This window comes from Nostoc sp. UHCC 0251, from assembly GCF_034932245.1.
GTDB lineage: Bacteria > Cyanobacteriota > Cyanobacteriia > Cyanobacteriales > Nostocaceae > Nostoc.
In genome coordinates, this window is sequence record NZ_JAYGHD010000037.1 from 1 (window position 1) to 21,518 (window position 21,518).

Annotated in this window: 18 protein-coding genes and 1 pseudogene; 12 read left to right on the forward strand and 7 right to left on the reverse strand. The window is 39.9% G+C overall.

Features of this window, described 5'->3' with window-relative positions:
• The first annotated feature begins 458 nt into the window (after positions 1–458).
• From lpdA to VB740_RS07225, 4 genes are all read left to right on the forward strand, one after another.
• Positions 459–1,889, forward strand: coding sequence for a dihydrolipoyl dehydrogenase (gene lpdA, locus VB740_RS07210; RefSeq protein ID WP_109009063.1), 1,431 nt, complete (start codon positions 459–461; stop codon positions 1,887–1,889).
• 97 nt (positions 1,890–1,986) lie between these two features.
• Positions 1,987–2,877 carry an indole-3-glycerol phosphate synthase TrpC gene (gene trpC, locus VB740_RS07215; RefSeq protein WP_323199364.1) on the forward strand — a complete coding sequence of 297 codons (891 nt, stop codon included), beginning with the start codon at positions 1,987–1,989 and terminating at the stop codon, positions 2,875–2,877.
• Positions 2,878–3,123: 246 nt separating this feature from the next.
• Positions 3,124–3,375: a DUF5340 domain-containing protein gene (locus VB740_RS07220; RefSeq protein WP_190914598.1), complete on the forward strand. Its 252-nt coding sequence runs from the start codon at positions 3,124–3,126 to the stop codon at positions 3,373–3,375.
• A 467-nt stretch (positions 3,376–3,842) separates the two neighbouring features.
• On the forward strand, positions 3,843–4,511 hold the full coding sequence (locus VB740_RS07225) for a carbonic anhydrase (protein WP_323199365.1): 669 nt from the start codon (positions 3,843–3,845) through the stop codon (positions 4,509–4,511).
• A gap of 268 nt (positions 4,512–4,779) precedes the next feature.
• Here the strand turns inward: VB740_RS07225 and VB740_RS07230 are convergent, their stop codons facing one another.
• Both VB740_RS07230 and VB740_RS07235 read right to left on the reverse strand, forming a co-directional pair.
• Positions 4,780–4,938: a YqaE/Pmp3 family membrane protein gene (locus VB740_RS07230; protein ID WP_322645037.1), complete on the reverse strand. Its 159-nt coding sequence runs from the start codon at positions 4,936–4,938 to the stop codon at positions 4,780–4,782.
• Positions 4,939–5,079: 141 nt separating this feature from the next.
• A complete protein-coding gene (locus VB740_RS07235) occupies positions 5,080–5,427 on the reverse strand; it encodes a translation initiation factor (protein WP_323199366.1) in 348 nt (115 codons plus the stop codon).
• Positions 5,428–5,665: 238 nt separating this feature from the next.
• On the opposite strand from VB740_RS07235, the gene trpB reads away from it, so the two are divergent.
• The 6 genes from trpB (at position 5,666) to VB740_RS07265 (ending at position 11,632) form a co-directional block, all read left to right on the forward strand.
• Complete coding sequence (trpB, locus tag VB740_RS07240) at positions 5,666–6,901, forward strand: tryptophan synthase subunit beta (RefSeq protein WP_323199367.1); 1,236 nt, start codon at positions 5,666–5,668, stop codon at positions 6,899–6,901.
• A gap of 31 nt (positions 6,902–6,932) precedes the next feature.
• On the forward strand, positions 6,933–8,090 hold the full coding sequence (locus VB740_RS07245) for a class I SAM-dependent methyltransferase (RefSeq protein WP_323199368.1): 1,158 nt from the start codon (positions 6,933–6,935) through the stop codon (positions 8,088–8,090).
• Between the two features lie 124 nt (positions 8,091–8,214).
• Positions 8,215–8,502 (forward strand): hypothetical protein, encoded by a 288-nt coding sequence (locus VB740_RS07250; RefSeq protein ID WP_323199369.1) that lies wholly within the window; start codon positions 8,215–8,217, stop codon positions 8,500–8,502.
• A 756-nt stretch (positions 8,503–9,258) separates the two neighbouring features.
• The gene (locus tag VB740_RS07255) at positions 9,259–9,786 is read left to right on the forward strand and encodes a CAP domain-containing protein (RefSeq protein WP_323199370.1); all 528 of its coding nucleotides are present in this window, start codon (positions 9,259–9,261) and stop codon (positions 9,784–9,786) included.
• Between the two features lie 578 nt (positions 9,787–10,364).
• Positions 10,365–10,913, forward strand: coding sequence for a CAP domain-containing protein (locus VB740_RS07260; protein ID WP_323199371.1), 549 nt, complete (start codon positions 10,365–10,367; stop codon positions 10,911–10,913).
• 89 nt (positions 10,914–11,002) lie between these two features.
• Entirely contained in the window at positions 11,003–11,632 is a 630-nt protein-coding gene (locus VB740_RS07265) for a ribonuclease H-like domain-containing protein (RefSeq protein WP_323199372.1), read from the forward strand.
• A 436-nt stretch (positions 11,633–12,068) separates the two neighbouring features.
• Here VB740_RS07265 and VB740_RS07270 read toward each other — a convergent pair.
• A pseudogene (locus VB740_RS07270) lies at positions 12,069–12,515 on the reverse strand (rhodanese-like domain-containing protein); the annotation flags it as partial.
• A 1,219-nt stretch (positions 12,516–13,734) separates the two neighbouring features.
• Here VB740_RS07270 and VB740_RS07275 point away from each other — a divergent pair.
• Positions 13,735–14,454, forward strand: a complete 720-nt coding sequence (locus VB740_RS07275) for a response regulator transcription factor (protein ID WP_323199385.1) — start codon at positions 13,735–13,737, stop codon at positions 14,452–14,454.
• Between the two features lie 171 nt (positions 14,455–14,625).
• Here VB740_RS07275 and VB740_RS07280 read toward each other — a convergent pair whose 3' ends face one another.
• A complete protein-coding gene (locus VB740_RS07280; RefSeq protein ID WP_323199373.1) occupies positions 14,626–15,222 on the reverse strand; it encodes a hypothetical protein in 597 nt (198 codons plus the stop codon).
• Between the two features lie 202 nt (positions 15,223–15,424).
• Complete coding sequence (locus tag VB740_RS07285; protein ID WP_323199374.1) at positions 15,425–16,774, reverse strand: OB-fold nucleic acid binding domain-containing protein; 1,350 nt, start codon at positions 16,772–16,774, stop codon at positions 15,425–15,427.
• Between the two features lie 390 nt (positions 16,775–17,164).
• Here VB740_RS07285 and VB740_RS07290 point away from each other — a divergent pair, with 390 nt between their 5' ends.
• Complete coding sequence (locus VB740_RS07290; RefSeq protein ID WP_323199375.1) at positions 17,165–18,136, forward strand: SGNH/GDSL hydrolase family protein; 972 nt, start codon at positions 17,165–17,167, stop codon at positions 18,134–18,136.
• Between the two features lie 108 nt (positions 18,137–18,244).
• Here the strand turns inward: VB740_RS07290 and VB740_RS07295 are convergent, their stop codons facing one another.
• Together VB740_RS07295 and VB740_RS07300 are read right to left on the reverse strand one after the other, a co-directional pair.
• Positions 18,245–19,381 (reverse strand): response regulator, encoded by a 1,137-nt coding sequence (locus VB740_RS07295; RefSeq protein WP_323199376.1) that lies wholly within the window; start codon positions 19,379–19,381, stop codon positions 18,245–18,247.
• A 1,541-nt stretch (positions 19,382–20,922) separates the two neighbouring features.
• Positions 20,923–21,414: a hypothetical protein gene (locus VB740_RS07300; RefSeq protein ID WP_323199377.1), complete on the reverse strand. Its 492-nt coding sequence runs from the start codon at positions 21,412–21,414 to the stop codon at positions 20,923–20,925.
• Positions 21,415–21,518: the final 104 nt, after the last annotated feature.

Here is a 21,518-nt window from a genome sequence, read left to right on the forward strand (position 1 = left end):
ATTGGGCATTGGGAAAAGACAAGGAAGACAAGGAAGAGGGGGGAGACAAGGAAGAAACTTGTTTAATAATTCTCCCTTGTCCCCCTTGTCCCCTTTCCCCCTTCCTCCCCTGCTTCCCCTGCTCCCCCTGCTCCCCCTGCCTCTCCACTCCCTTTGGAGTCTAAAAAAAATAAGTATCTAGATTTGACTATAATTACTGAAAACATCCATCTTTCCGCCAGAAGTGAGTGAATCATAATTTGAGTTAGCAAAACCCGAACGTTAAATCAGTAAATAGTTATCAGGCGGATGGTAGAGGATTTAAATCAATCCAGTTAATAGCGATTGCTGATAACTGGTAGCTGGGGGCTTAAACCCAGCGACGAAACTAACAACTGATAACTGATGACTGTTAAAGGGATTGCGCTGATTGTCGGTCAAGTTGAGAATAAATAGGCGAAGCACACGGGGAAACTAACGTGAGTCAAGGATTTGATTACGATTTAGTAATTATCGGCGCTGGTGTAGGCGGGCATGGCGCAGCCTTACACGCCGTAAGTTGCGGTCTGAAAACAGCGATTATTGAAGCTGCTGATATGGGAGGAACCTGTGTTAATCGGGGCTGTATTCCTTCTAAGGCGTTGCTGGCAGCATCTGGACGTGTGCGGGAGTTACGCAATGCCCACCACCTGAAGTCACTGGGAATTCAAATTGGTAGCGTGGAATTTGATCGCCAAGCGATCGCTAATCATGCTAATAATCTCGTCTCGAAAATTCAAGGCGACTTAACCAACAGCCTCAAACGTCTAAAAGTTGATATTATCAACGGTTGGGGAAAAATTGCTGGGGCGCAAAAAGTCTCTGTTACCGGAGACGGCGGTGAAAAAACCATCACAGCCAAAGACATCATCCTTTCCCCTGGTTCAATTCCTTTTGTGCCTCCAGGGATTGAAGTAGACGGCAAAACTGTCTTTACCAGCGATCAAGGCGTTAAGTTAGAGTCTCTACCAGACTGGGTAGCGATTATTGGCAGTGGTTACATCGGCTTAGAATTTTCTGATATTTACTCAGCTTTGGGTTGTGAAATCACCTTGATTGAAGCCCTAGATCAGTTAATGCCAGGATTTGACCGAGACATTGCCAAACTTGCCGAACGGGTACTGATTACTCCCCGCGATATTGAAACCAAAGTGGGGATATACGCCAAAAAAGTCATCCCCGGTTCACCAGTGGTGATTGAATTAGCAGATTTCAAAACCAAAGAAGATGTAGATGTCATCGAAGTAGATGCTTGCTTGGTGGCTACAGGACGCATCCCAGCGACCAAAAACCTTGGTTTGGAGTCTGTAGGCGTGGAACTGGATCGGCGGAATTTTATCCCAGTTGACGATCGCATGGCAGTACTATCAGCAGGTGAAGTAGTACCGCATTTGTGGGCAATTGGCGACGCTAATGGGAAGATGATGTTGGCACATGCGGCTTCTGCTCAAGGCATCATCGCCGTAGAAAATATAGTTGGGAGGGAAAGAATAGTAGACTATCGCAGCATCCCGGCGGCGGCGTTTACCCACCCAGAAGTTAGCTATGTAGGCTTAACAGAAACCGCAGCTAAGGAGTTAGGGCAAACCGAAGGTTTTGAAATCGCCACCAGTCGGAGTTACTACAAAGGGAATTCCAAAGCGTTGGCAGAAAATGAAGCCGATGGTATTGCCAAGGTGATATATCGCAAAGATACCGGAGAAGTCTTGGGTGTTCATATTTTTGGACTACACGCCTCAGACTTAATTCATGAAGCCTCAGCTGCGATCGCAAACCGTCAATCTGTCCAAAGTCTCGCACATCTAGTTCACGCGCACCCGACACTTTCGGAAGTGCTGGACGAAGCTTATAAACGAGCGATCGCCATTTAGGGATTAGGGAGTAGGGAGTAGGGAGTAGGGAGTAGAAAATTCCCCATTCCCATTCCCCATTCCCCATTCCCCATTCCCCATTCCCCATTCCCCAATTATGCAAATCCGTCGCCGCTCACCTAACCCAGCTATTGATGTATCGATATTGCGTTATCAGGCTGTCGTGCCTGATGCCGCGCCAAACCACATCTTGGAAGAAATTGTCTGGCAGAAAGAAGTAGAATATGACCAAATGCGGGAAAAAGTTCCTTTGCAAGAATTACGGAAGCGGGTACTGACTGCGCCGCCAACCCGTGATTTTGTCGCCGCTTTGCGTCAAGGTAAGACTAAGCCAGCATTGATTGCCGAAGTTAAAAAAGCTTCACCAAGCAAAGGTGTTTTACGAGAAGATTTTGACCCAGTAGCGATCGCCCTGTCTTATCAGCAAGGTGGCGCTAGTTGTCTTTCTGTGCTGACAGATGTCAAGTTCTTTCAAGGTAGTTTTGAAAACTTAGCCAAGGTTCGGGCTGCCGTAGATTTGCCCCTACTGTGCAAAGAATTTGTCGTTTATGCTTACCAGATATACTTGGCGCGGGTTCAGGGTGCAGATGCTATTTTGTTGATTGCGGCTATTTTGAGCGATCAAGATTTGAAATACTTCCTTAAAATTGCTAACAACCTAAAAATGGCAACCTTGGTTGAAGTTCATAGTTTGGCAGAACTTGACCGTGTGTTAGCCTTAGATGGCGTCTCCTTAGTCGGAATCAATAATCGCAATTTGGAAGATTTCTCTGTTGACTTGCAAACTACTTGTCAACTTTTAGCTGCAAGGGGTAGCCAATTGCAAGAGAAAAACATCCTTGTTGTCAGCGAGTCAGGACTACACAACCCAGATGATTTGAGTTTGGTGCTGACAGCAGGTGCATCCGCTGTACTCATTGGAGAATCTTTGGTAAAACAACCAGATCCCGGCGCTGCGATCGGCCATCTATTACCGAGAAATTTCTGAAATAAATACTTTCCCTACGCCCCTTAGCGCAGGGCAAATAACTACATACAATAGTTAGGCAATTGGGCATACTATGCGTAGACACGCAGCATATTGCCATCAAGTATTATCATATCTTTGCTAAATCTTCATTGCTAATCAATTCAAAGCCATAAGCAACTAGTTATTTATTATGTAACAATTTATTCACAAGAGACAAAATCTGACTAGTACAAAATCTTAAATATGAAATCAAAACTTAACTTCATGGAGCAAATTCCTTTACCTTCTCCTATTCATTACGAACTTATACTTCAACTTTTAGAAAGACAAACCATGTTAGCTGTAAATGATAACCCAGATTTACGGCATCAGGTAAATCAACTAATTATTACTTTGCGTAAAGCTGCCGTACAGCAAAAACGGCTAGAAGAAATTTGCGAGTTTTCTTCTATGACTGTTGATCACCGTTGGTCAATCAACCATCATCAGGATAACAAAGTTGTTGCCCCCGATTAAAGCTGATAATTTAATATCTCAACCTCAAATTTGGCATTTAGCTTACCACTGCCAGAAATCTCTGTATATTGAAGAGGCGAGTATTCAAAATTGCCGTCGCACTTTCTTGACTCAAATGCACAGCTTGGGATGTGATTTAAAATGATTCTGGTTACAAAACTTTCTCTGCTTTATAACAATATATAGGAATGCTAGATGAGGATTTTAAATCGGTAGTCAGTATCAACGCTTAGATTATTTTTGATAAAAATTTTACTTTATTTAGTTACCTTTTAAATTTATACATAGTTGTTTTTTCTATAAATTTTAACTTCCTTGTTTATAATTTATACATTCATTTTATTAATGCTGTAGAAAAAATTATCATCTTTATAAAAATTTTAGCTCGGAAAAAGTTCATATTGATTTATAGAAAACTGTAGATCAGCTAAAATATTGATGAGATTCTCTCTCGAATTTGACGAAAGATGAAATATAACAGCATTGATGAACTCTTCAGAAATAATCAGGCTTGGGTTGCCGAAAAACTAGCTGTAGATCCAACTTACTTTCAAGAATTATCTAACGGACAAACACCACCTTTTCTATACATCGGGTGTTCTGATAGCCGTCTAGCATTAACAAGGTTTACTCGTACAGAACCAGGAGAGTTATTTGTACATCGTAATATTGCCAATCAAGTTTCTCTAACAGATATTAACTTTTTAGCCGTTTTAGAATACGCAGTTTTACATCTAAAAGTGGAACACATTATCGTTTGTGGTCACTACGATTGCGGAGGAATTAAAGCGGCTTTAGAAGGCAGAACCATCGGAATTCTTGATAACTGGGTAAATCCGATTCGGGAATTGTATTTACACAAACAAGAAGAAATTGATGCCTTGCCAACAAGAGAAGAACGTCTGAATCGTTTGGCGGAAATCAATGTTGTGGCGCAAGTGAAAAATCTTTACCAAACTTCCGTCATGCGTCAGGTACTCTATGAGCGAAAAGCACCTATGGTTCATGGCTGGGTACTAGATATACGCACTGGATTGATTAAAGATTTGAACGTCTCAACTGTGCAATGGCAATTGCACATCTGCCCCTTGCTTTTGGAATTTAGACTCTATGCCATGTTAAAAAATGAGAGCTAAATCAGTATTTATCAACACACAAAAGCCTGCATTAGAGACTTGGAAAATCGGGCTTTACAACTTTGATTGTTAGTAAAATAAATAGTTATTTTTCAGTTAAGTATTATAATGCCTAAGTCAAAGTTATAAACCAACATGCTTAGGATTCTTATAAATTTTTATTTAGTCAAATTTCCTCGTTTCTATGCTCTGCATGGAAATGCAATCATTGAGGCTCTGACTCAATTTATCAATGGATACAGAGCCTCTAACCTACGCCCGCAAAGAATTATTTCTTGGCAATTATCCATACTGCGTGAATAATCCCAGGAATGTAGCCAAAAAGTGTCAAAACTATATTAATCCAAAAGTCCATGCCAAAACCTACTTGCAGAAAAACTCCCAAAGGCGGCACGAAAATGGCACACAAAATCCGAACTAAATCCATTTAAGCCTCCTATTTATCTCACAAAAAATAGCTTGTTGGCAAAGTTATTTAGCACTGCTCAAGCATATTTGTACCTTTCAAAGATAACATTTTCTCTCTTAATTTAGATCACGGTTAAGATGCGGTAAACCGCACTCAAGATTAGCCACCGCTAATTTTAGCTTTGTAACCTAACTTGGTCAAAATCTCGACAATTTTCTGCTTGTGTTCGCCCTGAATTTCAATTTCGTTATCTTTAACTGTCCCACCTGTGCCGCACTGGGTTTTTAACTGCTTCACCAAGTCTGCCAAGGTTTCTGGTTTGGCTTGAAAACCGCTAATCACTGTGACAGTTTTGCCTTTGCGTCCTTTGCGGGAAGCTTGTACTTTAAGATTTTGTTGTTGTGGGGGCAGTTCTGGAACTGGTCTTTCTGTGGCGGCGGAGTTGTCGTTACCAAATTCACGGTAGACAAAGCTTTTGTCAGAAGATTTAGAATTGGAAGAAGACATAAAATATTTATTAAGAAAAATTTCAAAGGCAGTGGAAACTTCTACGCAACCATTCTGCTGGAATATCAATTTCTAGGCTAACATCACAAATCCATTGCTAGAGATTCAAATTAATTGGGCATGGGGCATGGGGCATTGAGTATCGATGAAGAATTTAGTTTCCAGTCCCCAGATATAAGCTAGATATGCCCTAGACTTTCTATAATAATTAAGTCATTCCCCTCATAAAAATCAGCTTGTGACTACCACTCCCCTATCTCCAAATTCAACTGCTCAGGTTCCTGATACGCTAGGTCGCTTTGGACGCTTTGGCGGTAAGTATGTACCTGAAACGCTGATGCCTGCTCTTACTGAGCTAGAAACAGCTTATCAGCAATACCGCAATGACCCTGGTTTTCAAGCAGAACTACAGCAGTTGTTACGGGACTATGTAGGACGTGCCACACCATTGTATTTCGCTGAACGCCTGACTGCTCATTATGCCCGACCCGATCGCACAGGGCCGCAAATTTATTTAAAGCGCGAGGATTTAAATCATACTGGCGCTCACAAAATCAATAATGCCCTTGGTCAAGTATTGTTGGCAAAGCGCATGGGTAAGCAACGGATTATTGCCGAAACGGGTGCTGGACAACACGGAGTTGCCACAGCCACAGTTTGCGCTCGTTTTGGGCTGGAATGCATAATTTACATGGGCGTTCATGACATGGAACGCCAATCTTTAAATGTGTTCAGAATGCGGTTGATGGGGGCAGAAGTGCGTCCAGTGGAAGCGGGAACTGGAACTCTAAAGGATGCCACTTCTGAAGCAATCCGGGATTGGGTAACAAATGTGGAAACAACTCACTACATCCTGGGTTCGGTAGCAGGGCCCCATCCTTACCCGATGATGGTACGTGATTTCCATGCAGTAATCGGTCAAGAAACTCGCGCCCAAGCAATAGAAAAGTGGGGTGTCTTGCCTGATATTCTCTTGGCTTGCGTGGGTGGTGGTTCCAATGCTATGGGACTATTCTATGAGTTTATGAATGAGTCTTCTATACGGTTCATTGGGGTTGAAGCAGCAGGAGAAGGTGTCAATACTGAAAAACACGCTGCAACCTTGACAAAAGGACGAGTTGGTGTATTGCACGGAGCAATGAGCTACCTGCTACAAGATGAGGATGGGCAAATCATTGAGGCACACTCCATTAGTGCAGGTTTAGATTATCCCGGTGTGGGGCCAGAACACAGTTATTTGAAAGATATTGGTCGCGCTGAATACTATAGTGTGACTGATGCAGAAGCTTTAGCGGCATTTCAGCGATTGTCGAAATTGGAAGGGATTATCCCGGCATTAGAAACAGCCCATGCGATCGCCTACCTAGAAACCCTATGTCCCCAACTAACTGGCAGTCCCCGGATTGTAATCAACTGCTCTGGACGTGGCGATAAGGATGTACAAACAGTAGCCAAGTTCTTAAATAATGCCTAAATATACATAAAATTTTGGGGAAAAAGCAATAATGGCTCAACAATTCCAACATGCTATGTTACCGCAACCGACTCATGACGAGTTGGCACGCCAAAATTTTGTGCAAAGTTTGAGAATGCATATTTTCAGGAATATCTCTCCTGGTAATAAAGTAATTTATGAAAAACTAGCCAAGCCGAAGTTTGAACAAGAGCATCAGCGTCCTCCCCAGAATCGTTATGAAATTCGGGAAGTAATGCAGCATGAACCCTACTATCGGTGGATGGGTGCCCTCAAGCGGATCAACCAAGAAATTTTATGGGATGCTGTAAATTCCAGTGTTGATAGACAACTGCCAGAGTTGATTGAGCGTGCCAAAAGTAAGAATGGTGAACTGGGTACTTTAACCCTCGACCCAAATTTTCAAATACCTACTTATCAAAAAGCTGTTGACATTCACTGTATGCCTGGAGGATATCACAGTGAATTCACCGCTGATGATGTAGCTGCCGGTGCAACTTACGATCGCGGGGCTTACGTTTATGGTTTGGGTTGGTTGGGGCCGCTGAACGATGATATGGGGTTATCTATAGTTCAAAACTATCTCCTACCAGAGTATCCCGACTTTCGACCCAGAAAAATTCTCGATATGGGATGTTCTATCGGCAATAGCACATTACCCTATGTGGATGGTTTTCCAGAGGCAGAAGTCCATGCTATAGATGTAGGCGCACCCATGCTGCGTTATGCTCATGCAAGAGCCGAAACTTTGGGCAAACGGGTACACTTCTCTCAGCAAAATGCCGAGCAAACTAACTTCCCAGATGAATCATTTGACTTAGTAGTTTCTCACATTTTACTGCATGAAATTCCCCCGCCAGCCGTCCGTAAAGTTATGCAAGAATCTTATCGTCTACTGGCTCCTGGCGGCATGATGCTCCATGTGGAAGCGCCCCTGTATCATCACATGGATATTTATACGCAGTTTGTTTATGACTGGGAAACTGCTAACAACAACGAACCCTTCTGGAGTGCTGTACGCGATCTGGATTTGGTGTCACTAGCTATTGAGGCTGGTTTCGCAGCAGATAAGACATTCGAGAAGTTTGTCCCTAATGGGGCATGGAAAGCAAACGTAACTAATAGCCTGTTTAAAAATGCTAACTCAGGCAGCCAAGGAACTTGGTTTGTAGTTGCAGCAACTAAGTAATAATTCGTAATTCGTAATACTCGCCAAGGCGTGAGAAGCAAGCTACGTAATTGAGGAAGTCAGATTTTCTCTGGGTTTCCTTCTTTTGTATGTGTGGTCTGATTTTTGGATAATGGGTATTAGGATGACAAAAATAGCCAAGGGTAAACGGCCTGTTTACTTAGATAATCCGCAAATTGATAAATTGTTAGCGATCGTCATGGCTCTGACTGGCGAAGTTTCTGTGCTGCATGAGCGGCTAGACACCATTGAACGGTTGCTGGAGATGAAAGGTATTTTATCGATTACTGAGATTGAAGCTTACGAACCCGATGCCAAAGTAACTAAGGAACGGGAACAGTGGCGTGCGGAATATATTGCACGGGTGTTGCGAGTGGTACAGGAAGAGTTAGAAACTCTCAACCAAAGCTAGTACAACATGGCGGAAGTAAACTAGGTAAGTGGGCGAGAATAAACTAAACTAAACTATGTTAAGCAATGTAAACATGGTTAAAACCCTTACAAATGAGCAATGACAAAGGATAGACCTCGCCAGTTGTCTTTAATTGTGCCAACCTACTTACTCATGCTAAATGAATGATATCGTATCCGCCTAATTAGTGATAATTCCTGCATCTGTGCAAAAAAAGCAGAAAATCCTCTTTCCCCTGCAAGAACTGCGGTCTTAATAATGAGTCTTTCACCGAACATGATATGAAACTCTTGCGTGGAATTACGAGTTACAAATTCCACGCAAGAGGTTTTCATGGATAAATTTATGCCATTCATATTCAATATTACCTAATTGCACCAGTATTAGCACTGAATACATTATATTTGGATATTCAATAATAATTCATACTAGTTATCACTTAACAGTATTAATACGGATAAAAACTAGGGATTTTTGATTGTTATCTAACCACCATTAGCTAGATGTTGGAAATGTTCGTGTATTACAAAATGAAGCGCGAAAAGTGGTTTATATAGAAATAATCATCCTAATGATAGAGGAATTTTTTTTATAAACTGCATTATTTTTTCGTAATCTCATGAATTTTAAAGTTTAATGGTAGTTTTTGAACATAAAAGGCTATAAACAAAGGTATATAGACTTATAATCAAGTTGTCAGATTGATACTAGCTTGGTTAAACTTTCTGGAGCTAGAGTTTCAGTTAGTTTCATCACATGATTAAAACAACAATCTACGGCGTTGCTTTAGGCACTATTATTCTCAGTAGTGGGTCGATAGCCAAGTCTGTAACAAATCAAACATGTACGCCAGAGCCTACAAAAGCATCAAATAATACTGTTGAAGTTGCACAATCTGGTAATAACACGGCTGCTCTCAAACAATCGATTTTCAACAAAATTAATAACTACAGAGTTTCCCAAGGGCTAGGAAAGCTGGCTAGTAATTCTGCCATCGATAATCAAGCCAAGATTCACAGTCAGGACATGGCTAATGGTAAAGTTCCCTTTGGACATACGGGATTTCCACAACGTGTTAAAGCAGTCGGTATTCCTTACAGTTTGGCTGGTGAAAATGTCGCTTACAACCAGGGATATGATGATCCTGCAAAGGTAGCTTTTGAAGGCTGGCTCAAAAGTCCAGGGCATCTAGCCGCTATCAAAGGTAATTACAATAAAACGGGGATTGGTGTCGTTAGCAACAGTAGGGGCGAAATCTACTTCACACAAATTTTCTTTCGCTGATAGATTTGGTGAAATTTAGGTTTTTTCTCAAATTCCCCAGACTTCAGGCTAATATAGGATTCCTATTTGATTTTTGAACAAGACTTCAGTACGAATCTATCTCTTGTTTCCTGTTCCCTATTCCCTGTTTCCTGCCCACGCAAGTAAATTCAGTAATCAAACCGGATTCCTATATTGAATAATGTAGTTTCAATAACATTTGTCTATTGAATACTACATTATTTTTTTTACAGAACTTACGCAAACAATAGCCGAAACCCTTATTTTCACGTAGGGGCAATTCATGTAGACGCAAAGCGGCTTCCCGCAGGGTATTGCCCCTACAGCGTGTACTTTTGCGTAAGTCCTATTTTAGTAATTCATGAAAATCTTAAATTTTCAGCCAGCCAAAATAATCATGATTTCATGAAGCTGATCTATTGAGGTATTGACAATTGGAAATGATTTTTTGTACTTCCTATACAAGGATGCAGCCAGATTGCCAAAATTCATCAATCCTTAATAGTATCCTGGTATATATCGTCGGAACAATAGGGTAGAGTATAAGTCTTATATCTCTACATATTACGCAATTCTCCATGTTCCGACAAACTGCTTTTGGCATCGCTTTAAGTGCGCTTGTCCTTGCTAGTGGATTAACGACTGTTCCGATACCAAATCATACTTCTACGAATACATCCACCCGTAATAAGCTGTTGTCGCTTTTTTCCAGTCAGGTTGCAGTATCGACTCCTACTTTTAAAACTACGGAGCTAGAAAAATCCGTTTTTGACGAAATTAATCGATATCGGGCTTCTAAAGGACTGCCAAAGTTGACCCTAAATGCAAATATCACTCGACAGGCAAGAATTCATAGTCAGAATATGGCTAAAGGTAAAACCCCATTTAGCCATCAGGGATTTGAACGGCGAGTCAAAGCTATCCCTATTCGCTACAACAGTGCGGCGGAAAATGTTGCTTTCAATCGAGGATATAGTAGCCCTGTAGACGAAGCTGTTACTGGCTGGATCAAAAGTCCCGGACATTTAAAGAACCTTAAAGGAAATTACAACCTGACTGGAATTGGCGTTGCTACTAATAATCAAGGCGAAGTCTACCTTACACAGCTTTTCTTTCGCACTAGGTAGATTTAATTTCTGATTGTTTTGCACAATAATAATGTAGTGTCTGACAAGAGCTTTATCTGTGAGACACTACAATTATTTTTGAGCGATTCATGACATTACAAGATTTTCAGGTGAGCGATCGCGATCTCAGTGACGCAGCCCTTGAACAGTATTTAGAATCTACAGCGATCGCAGTTGATACAGAAACGATGGGATTATTGCCACAACGCGATCGCTTGTGTCTTGTCCAGCTGTGCAACCAATTCGGGAAAGTGACTGCAATCCGCATAGCCAAAGGGCAAGCTGATGCCCCAAACTTAAAAAAACTCTTGGAAGCGGCAAATGTCGTAAAAGTGTTTCACTTTGCTCGCTTTGACCTTGCCACTTTGCGAGCCAATATCGGGATTCAGGTTCAGCCTGTTTTTTGTACCAAAATTGCCAGTAAGTTAGCCCGTACTTACACAAATCGCCACGGACTTAAAGATGTGGTGCAAGAGTTAGAACAAGTAGAATTGGATAAAAGCTCTCAAAGTTCTGATTGGGGTAACGCCGCTAGCTTATCTGAAGCTCAACTGAGTTATGCTGCCAATGATGTGCGCTATTTACTTAGTGTGCAGCAGAAGTTAACAGAAATGCTTAAACGAGAAGAACGTTGGCAAATTGCTCAAGAATGTTTTGAATTTTTACCAACAATAGTTTCGTTGGATTTGTTGCAGTTTAAAGATTTGTTTGAACATTAATCAAACAATTAAGTTTTTTTAATTTTTTTCTCTAGAGTCCAAGTATACAAAAGACAATATTCTATTGACTCCTAAATTGTAAATTTTCTGCTCATGAGAAATCTAGATTAGACCTCTTGGCAAATTCACTAACATCCCATCTCTAACATCTCACGGTAAGTAAAGAAAGGAGGCTTTGATATCAGCGAAAGGTAGAGTATGGTTCTCATTATTGATTTATGCAAGAGGTCTATTGCTAATTTTCTAAGTTATTTTTCGCCTAAGAGCCAATATTGGAATCATCAGTGTTTCTAGGAGCTTTAGATTCACTAATGCCTTCTTTGACATTATTGACTCCCTCTTGAATGCCTTCCTTCAGATTACTGGCTCCCTCTTGAATATTATCTTTGAGGTCACTAGCTCCTTTTTTAATGGATTCCGTCGCGCTAGGGCCTCCCTTTGGTAGGTTTTCTTGGTGATTTTTTAGCCGATCTACAACATTGTAGTCATCTGCACCTGGGGGAGTTTTTGATTCAATAATGCCTTCTGTTGGACCACCGATAGCCTTCCATGCTGCAAGACCACCTTTGAGTTGGGAGACATGCTCAAATCCATTAGAACGCAGTTGCTGTGCAGCTTGGGCGCTTTCTTCTTCGTTAGCGCCGTAAACGTAAATATCACGGCTTTTATTCAAAGAAGGTACTGCACGCTTTACCAATTCATCTAGTGGCATCGGCATAGCTCCCATAATATGACCTTCGTTGAAGGTGTTGCGATCGCGCACATCCAGTATTGTAAAAGCTGGCTCGCCCCATTCTAGACGAGACTTCAGTACATGAACATCAGATTGTGCTTCTATTGGTGGTTGTGGGGGAATGATCCCGCCTACTAAATTGTTAACCATAATTATTGTCCCCTTACTAACGATATTAATAGCAATTTAACGGACTAAATGCATTTAATTGCTCTTTCTCTGGGCTGAATTCACTTAAAGTCTCTCCTGAGATAGATAACTCACTAAAATATTTTCTACCATTTAATGCATTGTAAATATAGTCAAGTTAGACTAATAAAACCTGGCTATTATATTAATTCTATTAAATATATTTTAAGTTTCTATTTTTGATATTGAATTATTCAAACATATTGTGAATAAAGTTTAGAAGATTCAGCCATTAGTACATAGTTTCTGCACCTTTACAATATCTGCGATCGCTAACAATAACGCCTTAGTATTCAAATCAAATGCCACATCTTCAGGGAAGCCAGCAACCGTTTACCAAGATAATGCTAGCTGTTAGCAAATTTACACAGAACAAGAGCGGTAAACTGACTCACCTGCAAAAAATTTGGAACCTGCTTAACATGTAATGCTTAAAGCTGTTGCTAATTTATAATGACTCCAAGTTCAGTACAGTTTAGATAAGCCCAGAACCCTTATGTAGGAACGCGATTTATCGCGTCTTAAAATACCAATTATCTACACCAATAACCGTTAACTGAAGCGTATTGACTCTAACTTTTGTCTATTAAAGCTGTTTTTGCTGCCCTTATACCTTCTAGCTATGCTCTCAGCTTTTGGGTTGTCATAGTCTCAGGTTGAAACTTGTAGTATAGTATATGCTTAAAAGGGTAGCTACATGTAAATGCACCCCAGGTAAATTTTCGTAGACCCTTTTCAGGAGCAGATACCTATTAGTTAATTTACACTTGAATAAGTAGAGTTTAGAATCTAGATTAGCTTATGGCTTGGTTTGTGAGCCTTTGTGAATACCTAATTAAGCAGGAAGTGCGTTGCTTTTACAAAAAATTTGTAGCAAATACCCTGGTATTTGATGTTTTTCTACACTATTGCTAGTTATAAAAATGGTCTTTTATTATACTTGTATTAAGTATAAAGTCTTAGTATTATACAATACTAATTCAAGATTATACAAAAACCATACAATTTATTAGCATTACAATGGCTGAAGTTTTGATAAACTTCAAGGAAGATTAACTGTACACAAGTACTACAGTAGCGATCCTACTCAGCAGAGACGCGCGTGAATATACTCTCAACAGAAACACGTAAAGCAAAACTGACGCAAGAGCGAATCGCCCAATCTACAATAGGCAGCATTATGGTTATGGTTCCTCCTACTACTCCCAAAATTCTGATTGTTGATGACGATTTCGGTGTCCGAAATCTCGTATATCGTTTTTTAAGTCGGAAATATCAAATAGAGTCAGCAGCAGATGGTAAGACTGCCTTATCGTTGTTTGAGCAATTCAACCCAGCTTTAGTGATCCTAGACTGGAATTTGCCCGATCTTAATGGTTATAGCCTCTGCCAAGAAATGCAAAGCCGTACTAATGTTTTAGTGCTGATACTAACTAGTAGGACTGACGAGGCTGATAAAATTAAAATCTTAAGCGCAGGTGCTGATGATTTCATGACTAAACCATTTAGTCTTGCAGAAATTGAAGTTAGAGTAGAAGCTCTTTTGAGACGGATACGTTATATCAACCCCTCCCCAACACAACGGATAATTTTTAAGCAGCTAGCAATTAACCCAGAGGGCCGGGAGGTAACACTTAACGATAAACCTCTTGCTTTAACAGCCTTGGAATTTAATATCTTACATTTTTTGGCAAGTCATCCTAATCAGGCTTGGAGTCGCCCACAGCTAATCCAAAAAATCTGGGGTTGTGAATATGTGGGAGATGGCCGGGTGGTTGATGTGCATATTGGTCAGCTTCGCAAGAAGATGGAAGTCGACGCCAGCATACCAGAGTTTATTAAAACTGTGCGGGGCTATGGTTACAAGTTTGAAGCGCCTGACGAAAATACTAATTCCTGAGCTTTTTGATTTCAGGAGTACTTAATAACAAAGAATGACTCAGATGAGTCAGCATCAGTATTATTGTTTGCTTAAATAGTTATACGGTGAGTGACCGTATAACTTGCATTAATTTGGTTGTACAAGGTTAGGAGAAGTAAATCATCGTAAAAAGTATACTTGGGTCTTGGCTCAACCTTTTAAATTAACCTTTTTTTCAAGCTTTGACCCATCTTGATGAGATAAAAATTTTTCACTACTGTGATAGCTTCTTCGCCATTTTTCCAGATGTTCTATAGATATTGATTTAGATGTGACGTTCACACCATTTCCTCGCCAAGCAACTTCTGCATCTGTTGTGAAAACTCCGCATTCTAATTGATCTAGCCTCATATTCCAATATTCACTAAACCGACCTTTCAAAGTAATAACTTGCTCAAATACCTTGTTTCTGTGTTTATTTCTTCTTTTTCTTTCTGTAGCTCCTGTTGCTTCTGTATCGATAAACTTAGTTTCAATTAAAAACAGGCTACCTTTAAAGGTTAAGTAGACAAAATCACACTTTCCCAAATCTGTATAATCTGAAATGGGAGATTTTTCAAATAACAGTAATTCAGCGCACGAGGGAAACAATTCTTTAATATTCAGAAATAAATAAGCTTGCAATAGAAGTTCCTTGTCATAAGGAAACAAGATAACTCCTTCAAAAAATTTTTGAATGTCCTCCTGAGTTTGGGGTTGAATGATTTTACAGTATGAAACGAATTTATGTAGCTCATTTACGATCATCAAGTTCTAACTCCTTCCCCCGGTCGCAGCCTTAAGGGTATTAGCATCAAAAGATACCATTCCCTAAAGGAAATCATCATCCGCATAAGTAACTAAAAAAACGATTAAAACCCCAAATACTTAAGCCAATTTACTGTTGACAGTTTGGTAAGACTGAAAACTAAGCTGCTTTTCAGTATGGGTGGACTTTTCACTTCTGGCTTCAGCTACCAGTCAGCGATTTTATATGAGCAGGAAAGCTGGCATTTTGCAAAGCTTGAACGGTTATTCTAGAATCTTGCACGCAAAATTGCCAACCCAAGCGAACAAGTTTCCGAGAATTTTCAGTTTGTATAATTCCAATCACTGGCATTTTTGCCTTTTCTTTGTCTCCTGACTGTTCTTGCAAAATTGTTTTCAAGCGATGTAGTTCTTCGATATTACCTGCTTGCTGGGGATTTAACTCCACCATTACCATTTGTACTGTTTCCACTGGTTCTGCATCTTCAAGAATAAATTGAGTTTGCTCGTCGCGTCGATCTACTTTTCCCCAAATAATCAATCTAGTATCAACTTGGAGTAGGGAACTAATGCGTTCATAGGTTTTAGGAAAAACTACAGCTTCTGATTGTGTCGTCAGGTCTTCTATTTGCAAAATTGCCATTTGATCGCCTTTTTTCGTAACCACTTTTTTCACGTTATTCAACATGACAACTGCACAAAGTCTTGTTTCTTCCCTTTGCTCTCCCAGTTGCGAAAGGTTAATCGGAGTCAAAAGTGGTACTATTTGCCGTAAGGATTTCAAGGGATGATCTGATACATAAAAGCCTAATAGTTCTTTCTCCATCTGCAACTTTTTCTGTGGAGGTAAATCCATTACAGGTTTAGATTTGGGAGCAGTTTCAAAGGCATTATTTGCTCTTTTATTCGTAGCAGAAGAAAATCCGTCGCCTAATAAATCTAAGAGATTCCCTTGTCCACTGGCTCTATCTTTAGCGCGAGATTGTGCCCAATCATACACTAATTCTAAGTCGTTAATTAACTGTTGACGGTTGGATTCAATTTTATCAAAGGCTCCGCAGTAAATCAGCGATTCCAATGTCCGGCGGTTAACAGCACGTAAATCCACGCGATCGCAAAAATCAGCGAGGGATTTAAATCCTGTCTCATTTCTCGCTTCCAAAATACAAGCGATCGCATTCTGTCCCACGTTCCGCACCGCCGAAAATCCAAACAGAATCTTTCCCAATGTTGGCGTAAAATCAACACCAGAACGATTAATATCTGGTGGATCTATGGAAATACCCATATTAGTACAGTTAGTAATGTATCTCTGTACTTTATCGGTATCGCCACTATTAGCCGTTAACAGTGCCGCCATATATTCCAATGGATAATTAGCTTTTAAATATGCTGTTTGGTAAGTTACATAACCATAGGCAGTCGAATGGGATTTATTGAAGCAATTGGAAGCTATTAAGCCATTTTTGATTGCAAAATTATGGTCATGCTCAACCCCAATGTCATAGACATTTTGTTTGCCTAAATATTTGCGTGTAACTATTTTGATCATCCTACCTTAACCTCGAAAAATTTTTCGCCAAATTATTTAATTGATAAAATGATGACAATTGTAATTGTAGTAATATTATAATCAAAAATTATATCACTATAAAACACTGCTATACTCTCACACAAAAATAGCCAAAATATATCAAAGTTTTAGTAAACCATTAGATAGACAGTTAACAGCTATACAATTGCTGTTTTTAAGCTTATTAAACACATTCCAATATATATTAATCCGCTTAATCAGATGCCTGGGGAGTGGGGAAAAACAGAGAATATCTTTCCTTAAAAGAAAATTTTTATCTCGTACACCCCGCCTCTGTGCCTCTTTCCAATGCCCAAGGCGTCAGTTACTATCGTTGAAAAGCAACTCAGTAGAAAAGGGTGTGGGTAGGTGAAAGTGGTGCTGCTCGTAATTTTGGTGGTGGTTGTGGGATTGTTTGTGGTAGTCGAGATCGGACTGCGATCGCTCTTTGGCTTTGGTAATCCTTTAATTTACATTGGCGATGAACAGATTGGTTATTTATTAGCTCCTAACCAGCGTACCCGTCGTTTTGGTAATCGCATTGAAATTAATGAGTATTCTATGCGAAGTAGTCCGCTTCAGAAGACGCCTGCACCTTCTAGGCTGCGAGTTTTGCTGTTAGGGGATTCTATCGCTAATGGTGGCTGGTGGACAGATCAGACTAATACAATATCCACCATTATGATGCGTTCTCTGGCATCATCCACTAATAGCAATTATCAGGAAGTAGAAGTGTTGAATGCTTCAGCTAACTCTTGGGGGCCAAGGAATGAGTTAGCTTATTTAGAGAAATTTAGCAATTTCAACGCCCACGTGGTAGTGTTACTAATTAATACCGATGATTTGTTTGCCACTCCTCCCACTTCTTTACCCGTAGGACGCGATCGCAACTATCCCGATAGTAAACCTCTCCTAGCATTGGTGGAAGTGTGGCAACGTTATATTGCCAAGCAACAGCCAATTCCCGAAATGAAAGCAGTGCAAAATGAAGCAGGCGATCGTGTTGGGATTAATCTGGAAGCAATCGGCAAAATTCAAGCCCTAACTCGCCAAACGAACAGCCAATTTCTATTAGTTATGACTCCCTTACTCCGAGAAATTGGTGTACCAGGCCCTCGTGATTATGAAATCAATGCTCGCCAGCGCTTGAATGACTTTACCAGAGCAAAGCAAATTAACTATATAGACTTTTTACCGATATTCAATTCAACTACCAATCCACAAGGTTTGTATCACGATCACATTCACCTCAACTTGGAAGGTAATAAATTTGTCAGTATAGTTATGGAGCGATCGCTTTTGGAAATACTGGGAGATGTACCACTTCCTCAAAACTACTAAAGTGGTCAATCTTCTATAAATAAAATGTTAGCAATTCAGGTAATTCTCAACCTGAAATCTCCAAAAAATATGCTGGTTTTCATGGAGTTATTTTTTATCATTAGTAAATTAAACAATGTGTTGAAAGATTACTTTTAGTAAATCTCCTTGTGTAAAAGGCTTAGTTAAATAGCCTGATGCTCTTACTATCTTAGCTTTAGCCCTATCTAGAAATCCTACGTTTCCTGACACCATAATCACAGGTGTATTTTTAAAATTTGCGTGTTTACGCAGTAGAGAGCAAAGTTCATATCCATCTAAATTAGGCATTGAGATATCCAACAAAATTATGTCGGGTTTGGTATGAACAATTTGCATTAAAGCTTTTAAAGAATCGGTGACTCCTATAACAGAAAATGTTTGCTCATCTAAATAGCTTTTAATAGTATTCAATACCGTCGGACTGTCATCAATACAAAAGATTGTGTAGATTTTTTTGTCAACAGGAGGTTGGGTAATTCGTTGGCCCCTATTAGTATTAATAGAGTAGGATGGTGGTTTATAGCCGTTCGTTATAGATGACTTCGGTGTAGTTTTAGTTTTAGGTTTCAGTTCATTTATTTGGAACAATTGTGAGGAGCGCGATTGAGAAGTTGGCGATGTTGGACGATAAGCCGCTTCTCTGTGTTCGCGCAGCGTGTCGCAGACAGAAGTTTCTCTTTCAAAGACGCTAACGCCAGCGCTTGGGGGTGTTTGACATCGTTCAACTAGTAAGCGGAGATTCAGATGACAAAACTTTGGCATGTCATCTAGAAAGCTTTCAGGAATAAATTCATAACTTCCCTCGTCTAAGTTCAGAAATGACTCCAGAACTTCTAGCGCCAATCGCTCTATCAGTATCGCCGCTTGAGAGGGACTGATATATTTCTGATTGACTAACCAGCAAATAGCCAGATAATCTGGGTTCGGTATTGCCTGATTGTCAATACCAGTTTCAAATATCGCCCGCAACTGCTCGTGAATCCCGTTGGGGAGAGTAGAAACTTGCTGACTCAAGCGTTGCAAATTCCTGTATAGCGGTTCAAACATTTTTTCTGAGTAGCAGGCATAAATTAGTTTACCCTCATCCACATATATTGACCAAGAGCCTGACGTGCTAAACACTTGTAAACAACCAGTAACCGACTTACCAGTGATTTTTTTCAACAGAGATAAAGGCTGGAGCTTTTGGAAAAATCTGTATCTACTAATCGGAAGTGTCTTCATTGGGATGGCTCTGGAATAAAATTAACATTTGCAGGTAAAATTAGTGAATTACCTTTTCGGAATTCACCGCGACTTTGTTGGAAGTACTGTTCAGATAAATATAGCGGTCACATTTGAGTAAGTACAGATATTCCACACCCCCCAACTCTTAATTTACCAATCTCTGTTAAGCTATAAAGCACGAATTACAACTAAACCAATCCATATTATTGCCCAATAGCAAAATTGTCCCGACTGGTTGCCAGGATATAGTATTTCAAAAATTAGATCGGTTGTCTGTATCTTTCGCTAATCTAGCCAATCTAACAGTAACTCAAGTGAAACGCACAGACCATTGGCTCTCGCCCATCAGTCACAAAAGGATCATTGTTCTCCGTATTTAGTAGCCTGAAATTGTAGATACTTTAGTTTTATTGCCAAAGTTATTTTGCCCCTGATGCTAAAGTCGAAAACGACCAAAACCTACTGTAACGTAGACGTAAATGCCTTTTAATCAAGGGTTTTGAGCATTAAGTCCGTGCTGACAACCTATGTTTTTGTAGCCGACTTTTTATTCTTATCTGGAAAACCGCACTTCCATTTTTCTCTCCTGCTCTTGAGAGGCTTTGAATGTTTCCCATTCCCTACAAGGGTTGCGGGTTGCGGAGTTAGGTTTCGCGTTGAGATTTTCACATAACGCGAAAAATCAGCTTTTGTAGGCATTACAAAAGTGGTCGAGACTTTCCCAAGAAATTTATTCTTGATGGTAACTTCTTCCAGAGAAAAAGTATCATTAAAAACTAAGTATTAAAAAATCAATGCCTTACTTAGGTTTGTGATTGTAGAGCAACTCTTAAAGTTGGGATTGGGCAAAATTTTCACTTGCACAACAAGAATAATAACCTCCGACCAAGGATGAGTTAGCTGATAATTGCTGCCATGATGGTGTGTGGTGAGATGCACAGGCGACTAGTTCAGCAGAAGGGAATCTCTTCATAATCACTGGAAACGGATTCTAATGCTGTGTGGAGCTAAATACTCACCTTACACAATTTGGAGTGACAAATTCAAGAACTTGCAGCGAAATTCTTGATTGGTAGCACATACCTGCACAATAGCTCTTTTCGGCTAGATGGTAGATAACAAGTAAGTAACCACTAAAATTCAGATTACTATAATTTTCCAAAAAAGTTAGCAGAAATATATAAACTTCATGATAAATCAGTAAAGGAAACATGAAAACTAATTAATATTATTTTTCAGTATTTATTTGTTCGGATGACCGGGCAGGCTAAAAATGTACAGTAAAAGATAATTTTGTATACTTATTGAATTACACTTTTAATAAGTAAATTATTTTATAGTAGCAATTTGCTCGAAAAATCTGAAGTTTTAAAAATCACAAACATAAATACAAAATTGTTCACGTAGGCGTAGCGCGTCGTAGGCATCACATTGATTAACCCATAAGGTATATGTAGCAAAAGACGCAAAGAAATTCTTTGCGTCTTTGGTGTGAGATTTAAAAGTGGACATTCTTACCGTTATAGTTCTCCATCTACTTAAAATTGCTCCCGCCAGAACCAGCTTAAAAGTGTGCCACCAGCTACCAGCTTAACTACTTCCAGTACCCAATAACTGCCATGTAGTAAATTCATTGTCGATGGAATAGCAGTAGCAGCTTCAAATAGGTTGAGTTGAACTCCTATAGCGCACATCTGCGGAGTTAAGAAATAGGTGTCAAGTATAGCTATTGTTAGCAGCAACACAGATAAAACAATACTGCCAATACTCCAGTGATATCGGGTTTTGCTCAAAGCTAGTGCCCCAGTCAGAACTACAGCAGCAGATAACAATTCCATCCGATTGAAGTTCCAAAAAATCGTATAGCCTGCTGTCGTAAAACCAGCTTGGCTCATCATGCCAGAGAGATAAAGGCTAGGCATAATTACCCAGTCTAAAACTAGACTAGCACTGAGCCAAAAGCCCAATGTCAATATGATAGCGGTTTGCCAAATTGGCCGTTTGAATTCAATGTTAGAAATAGCAGTCATAAAATAATTGCGTGTATTGTATTTCTTTAGTTTCTATCTTCACCAGCAGTTTGACAAGAAATATCAATTAACCTTTACAAAGCGATCGCTCTTAATTCTTAATC

Coding starts and splice junctions, on each gene's coding strand:
- VB740_RS07295 (WP_323199376.1), bottom strand. CDS start 19,381: ATGAAGACACTTCCGATTAGTAGATACAGATTTTTCCAAAAGCTCCAG.
- VB740_RS07220 (WP_190914598.1), top strand. CDS start 3,124: ATGGAGCAAATTCCTTTACCTTCTCCTATTCATTACGAACTTATACTT.
- VB740_RS07225 (WP_323199365.1), top strand. CDS start 3,843: ATGAAATATAACAGCATTGATGAACTCTTCAGAAATAATCAGGCTTGG.
- VB740_RS07265 (WP_323199372.1), top strand. CDS start 11,003: ATGACATTACAAGATTTTCAGGTGAGCGATCGCGATCTCAGTGACGCA.
- VB740_RS07235 (WP_323199366.1), bottom strand. CDS start 5,427: ATGTCTTCTTCCAATTCTAAATCTTCTGACAAAAGCTTTGTCTACCGT.
- VB740_RS07280 (WP_323199373.1), bottom strand. CDS start 15,222: ATGATCGTAAATGAGCTACATAAATTCGTTTCATACTGTAAAATCATT.
- VB740_RS07285 (WP_323199374.1), bottom strand. CDS start 16,774: ATGATCAAAATAGTTACACGCAAATATTTAGGCAAACAAAATGTCTAT.
- trpC (WP_323199364.1), top strand. CDS start 1,987: ATGCAAATCCGTCGCCGCTCACCTAACCCAGCTATTGATGTATCGATA.
- VB740_RS07255 (WP_323199370.1), top strand. CDS start 9,259: ATGATTAAAACAACAATCTACGGCGTTGCTTTAGGCACTATTATTCTC.
- VB740_RS07275 (WP_323199385.1), top strand. CDS start 13,735: ATGGTTATGGTTCCTCCTACTACTCCCAAAATTCTGATTGTTGATGAC.
- VB740_RS07230 (WP_322645037.1), bottom strand. CDS start 4,938: ATGGATTTAGTTCGGATTTTGTGTGCCATTTTCGTGCCGCCTTTGGGA.
- VB740_RS07260 (WP_323199371.1), top strand. CDS start 10,365: ATGTTCCGACAAACTGCTTTTGGCATCGCTTTAAGTGCGCTTGTCCTT.
- VB740_RS07245 (WP_323199368.1), top strand. CDS start 6,933: ATGGCTCAACAATTCCAACATGCTATGTTACCGCAACCGACTCATGAC.
- VB740_RS07300 (WP_323199377.1), bottom strand. CDS start 21,414: ATGACTGCTATTTCTAACATTGAATTCAAACGGCCAATTTGGCAAACC.
- VB740_RS07250 (WP_323199369.1), top strand. CDS start 8,215: ATGACAAAAATAGCCAAGGGTAAACGGCCTGTTTACTTAGATAATCCG.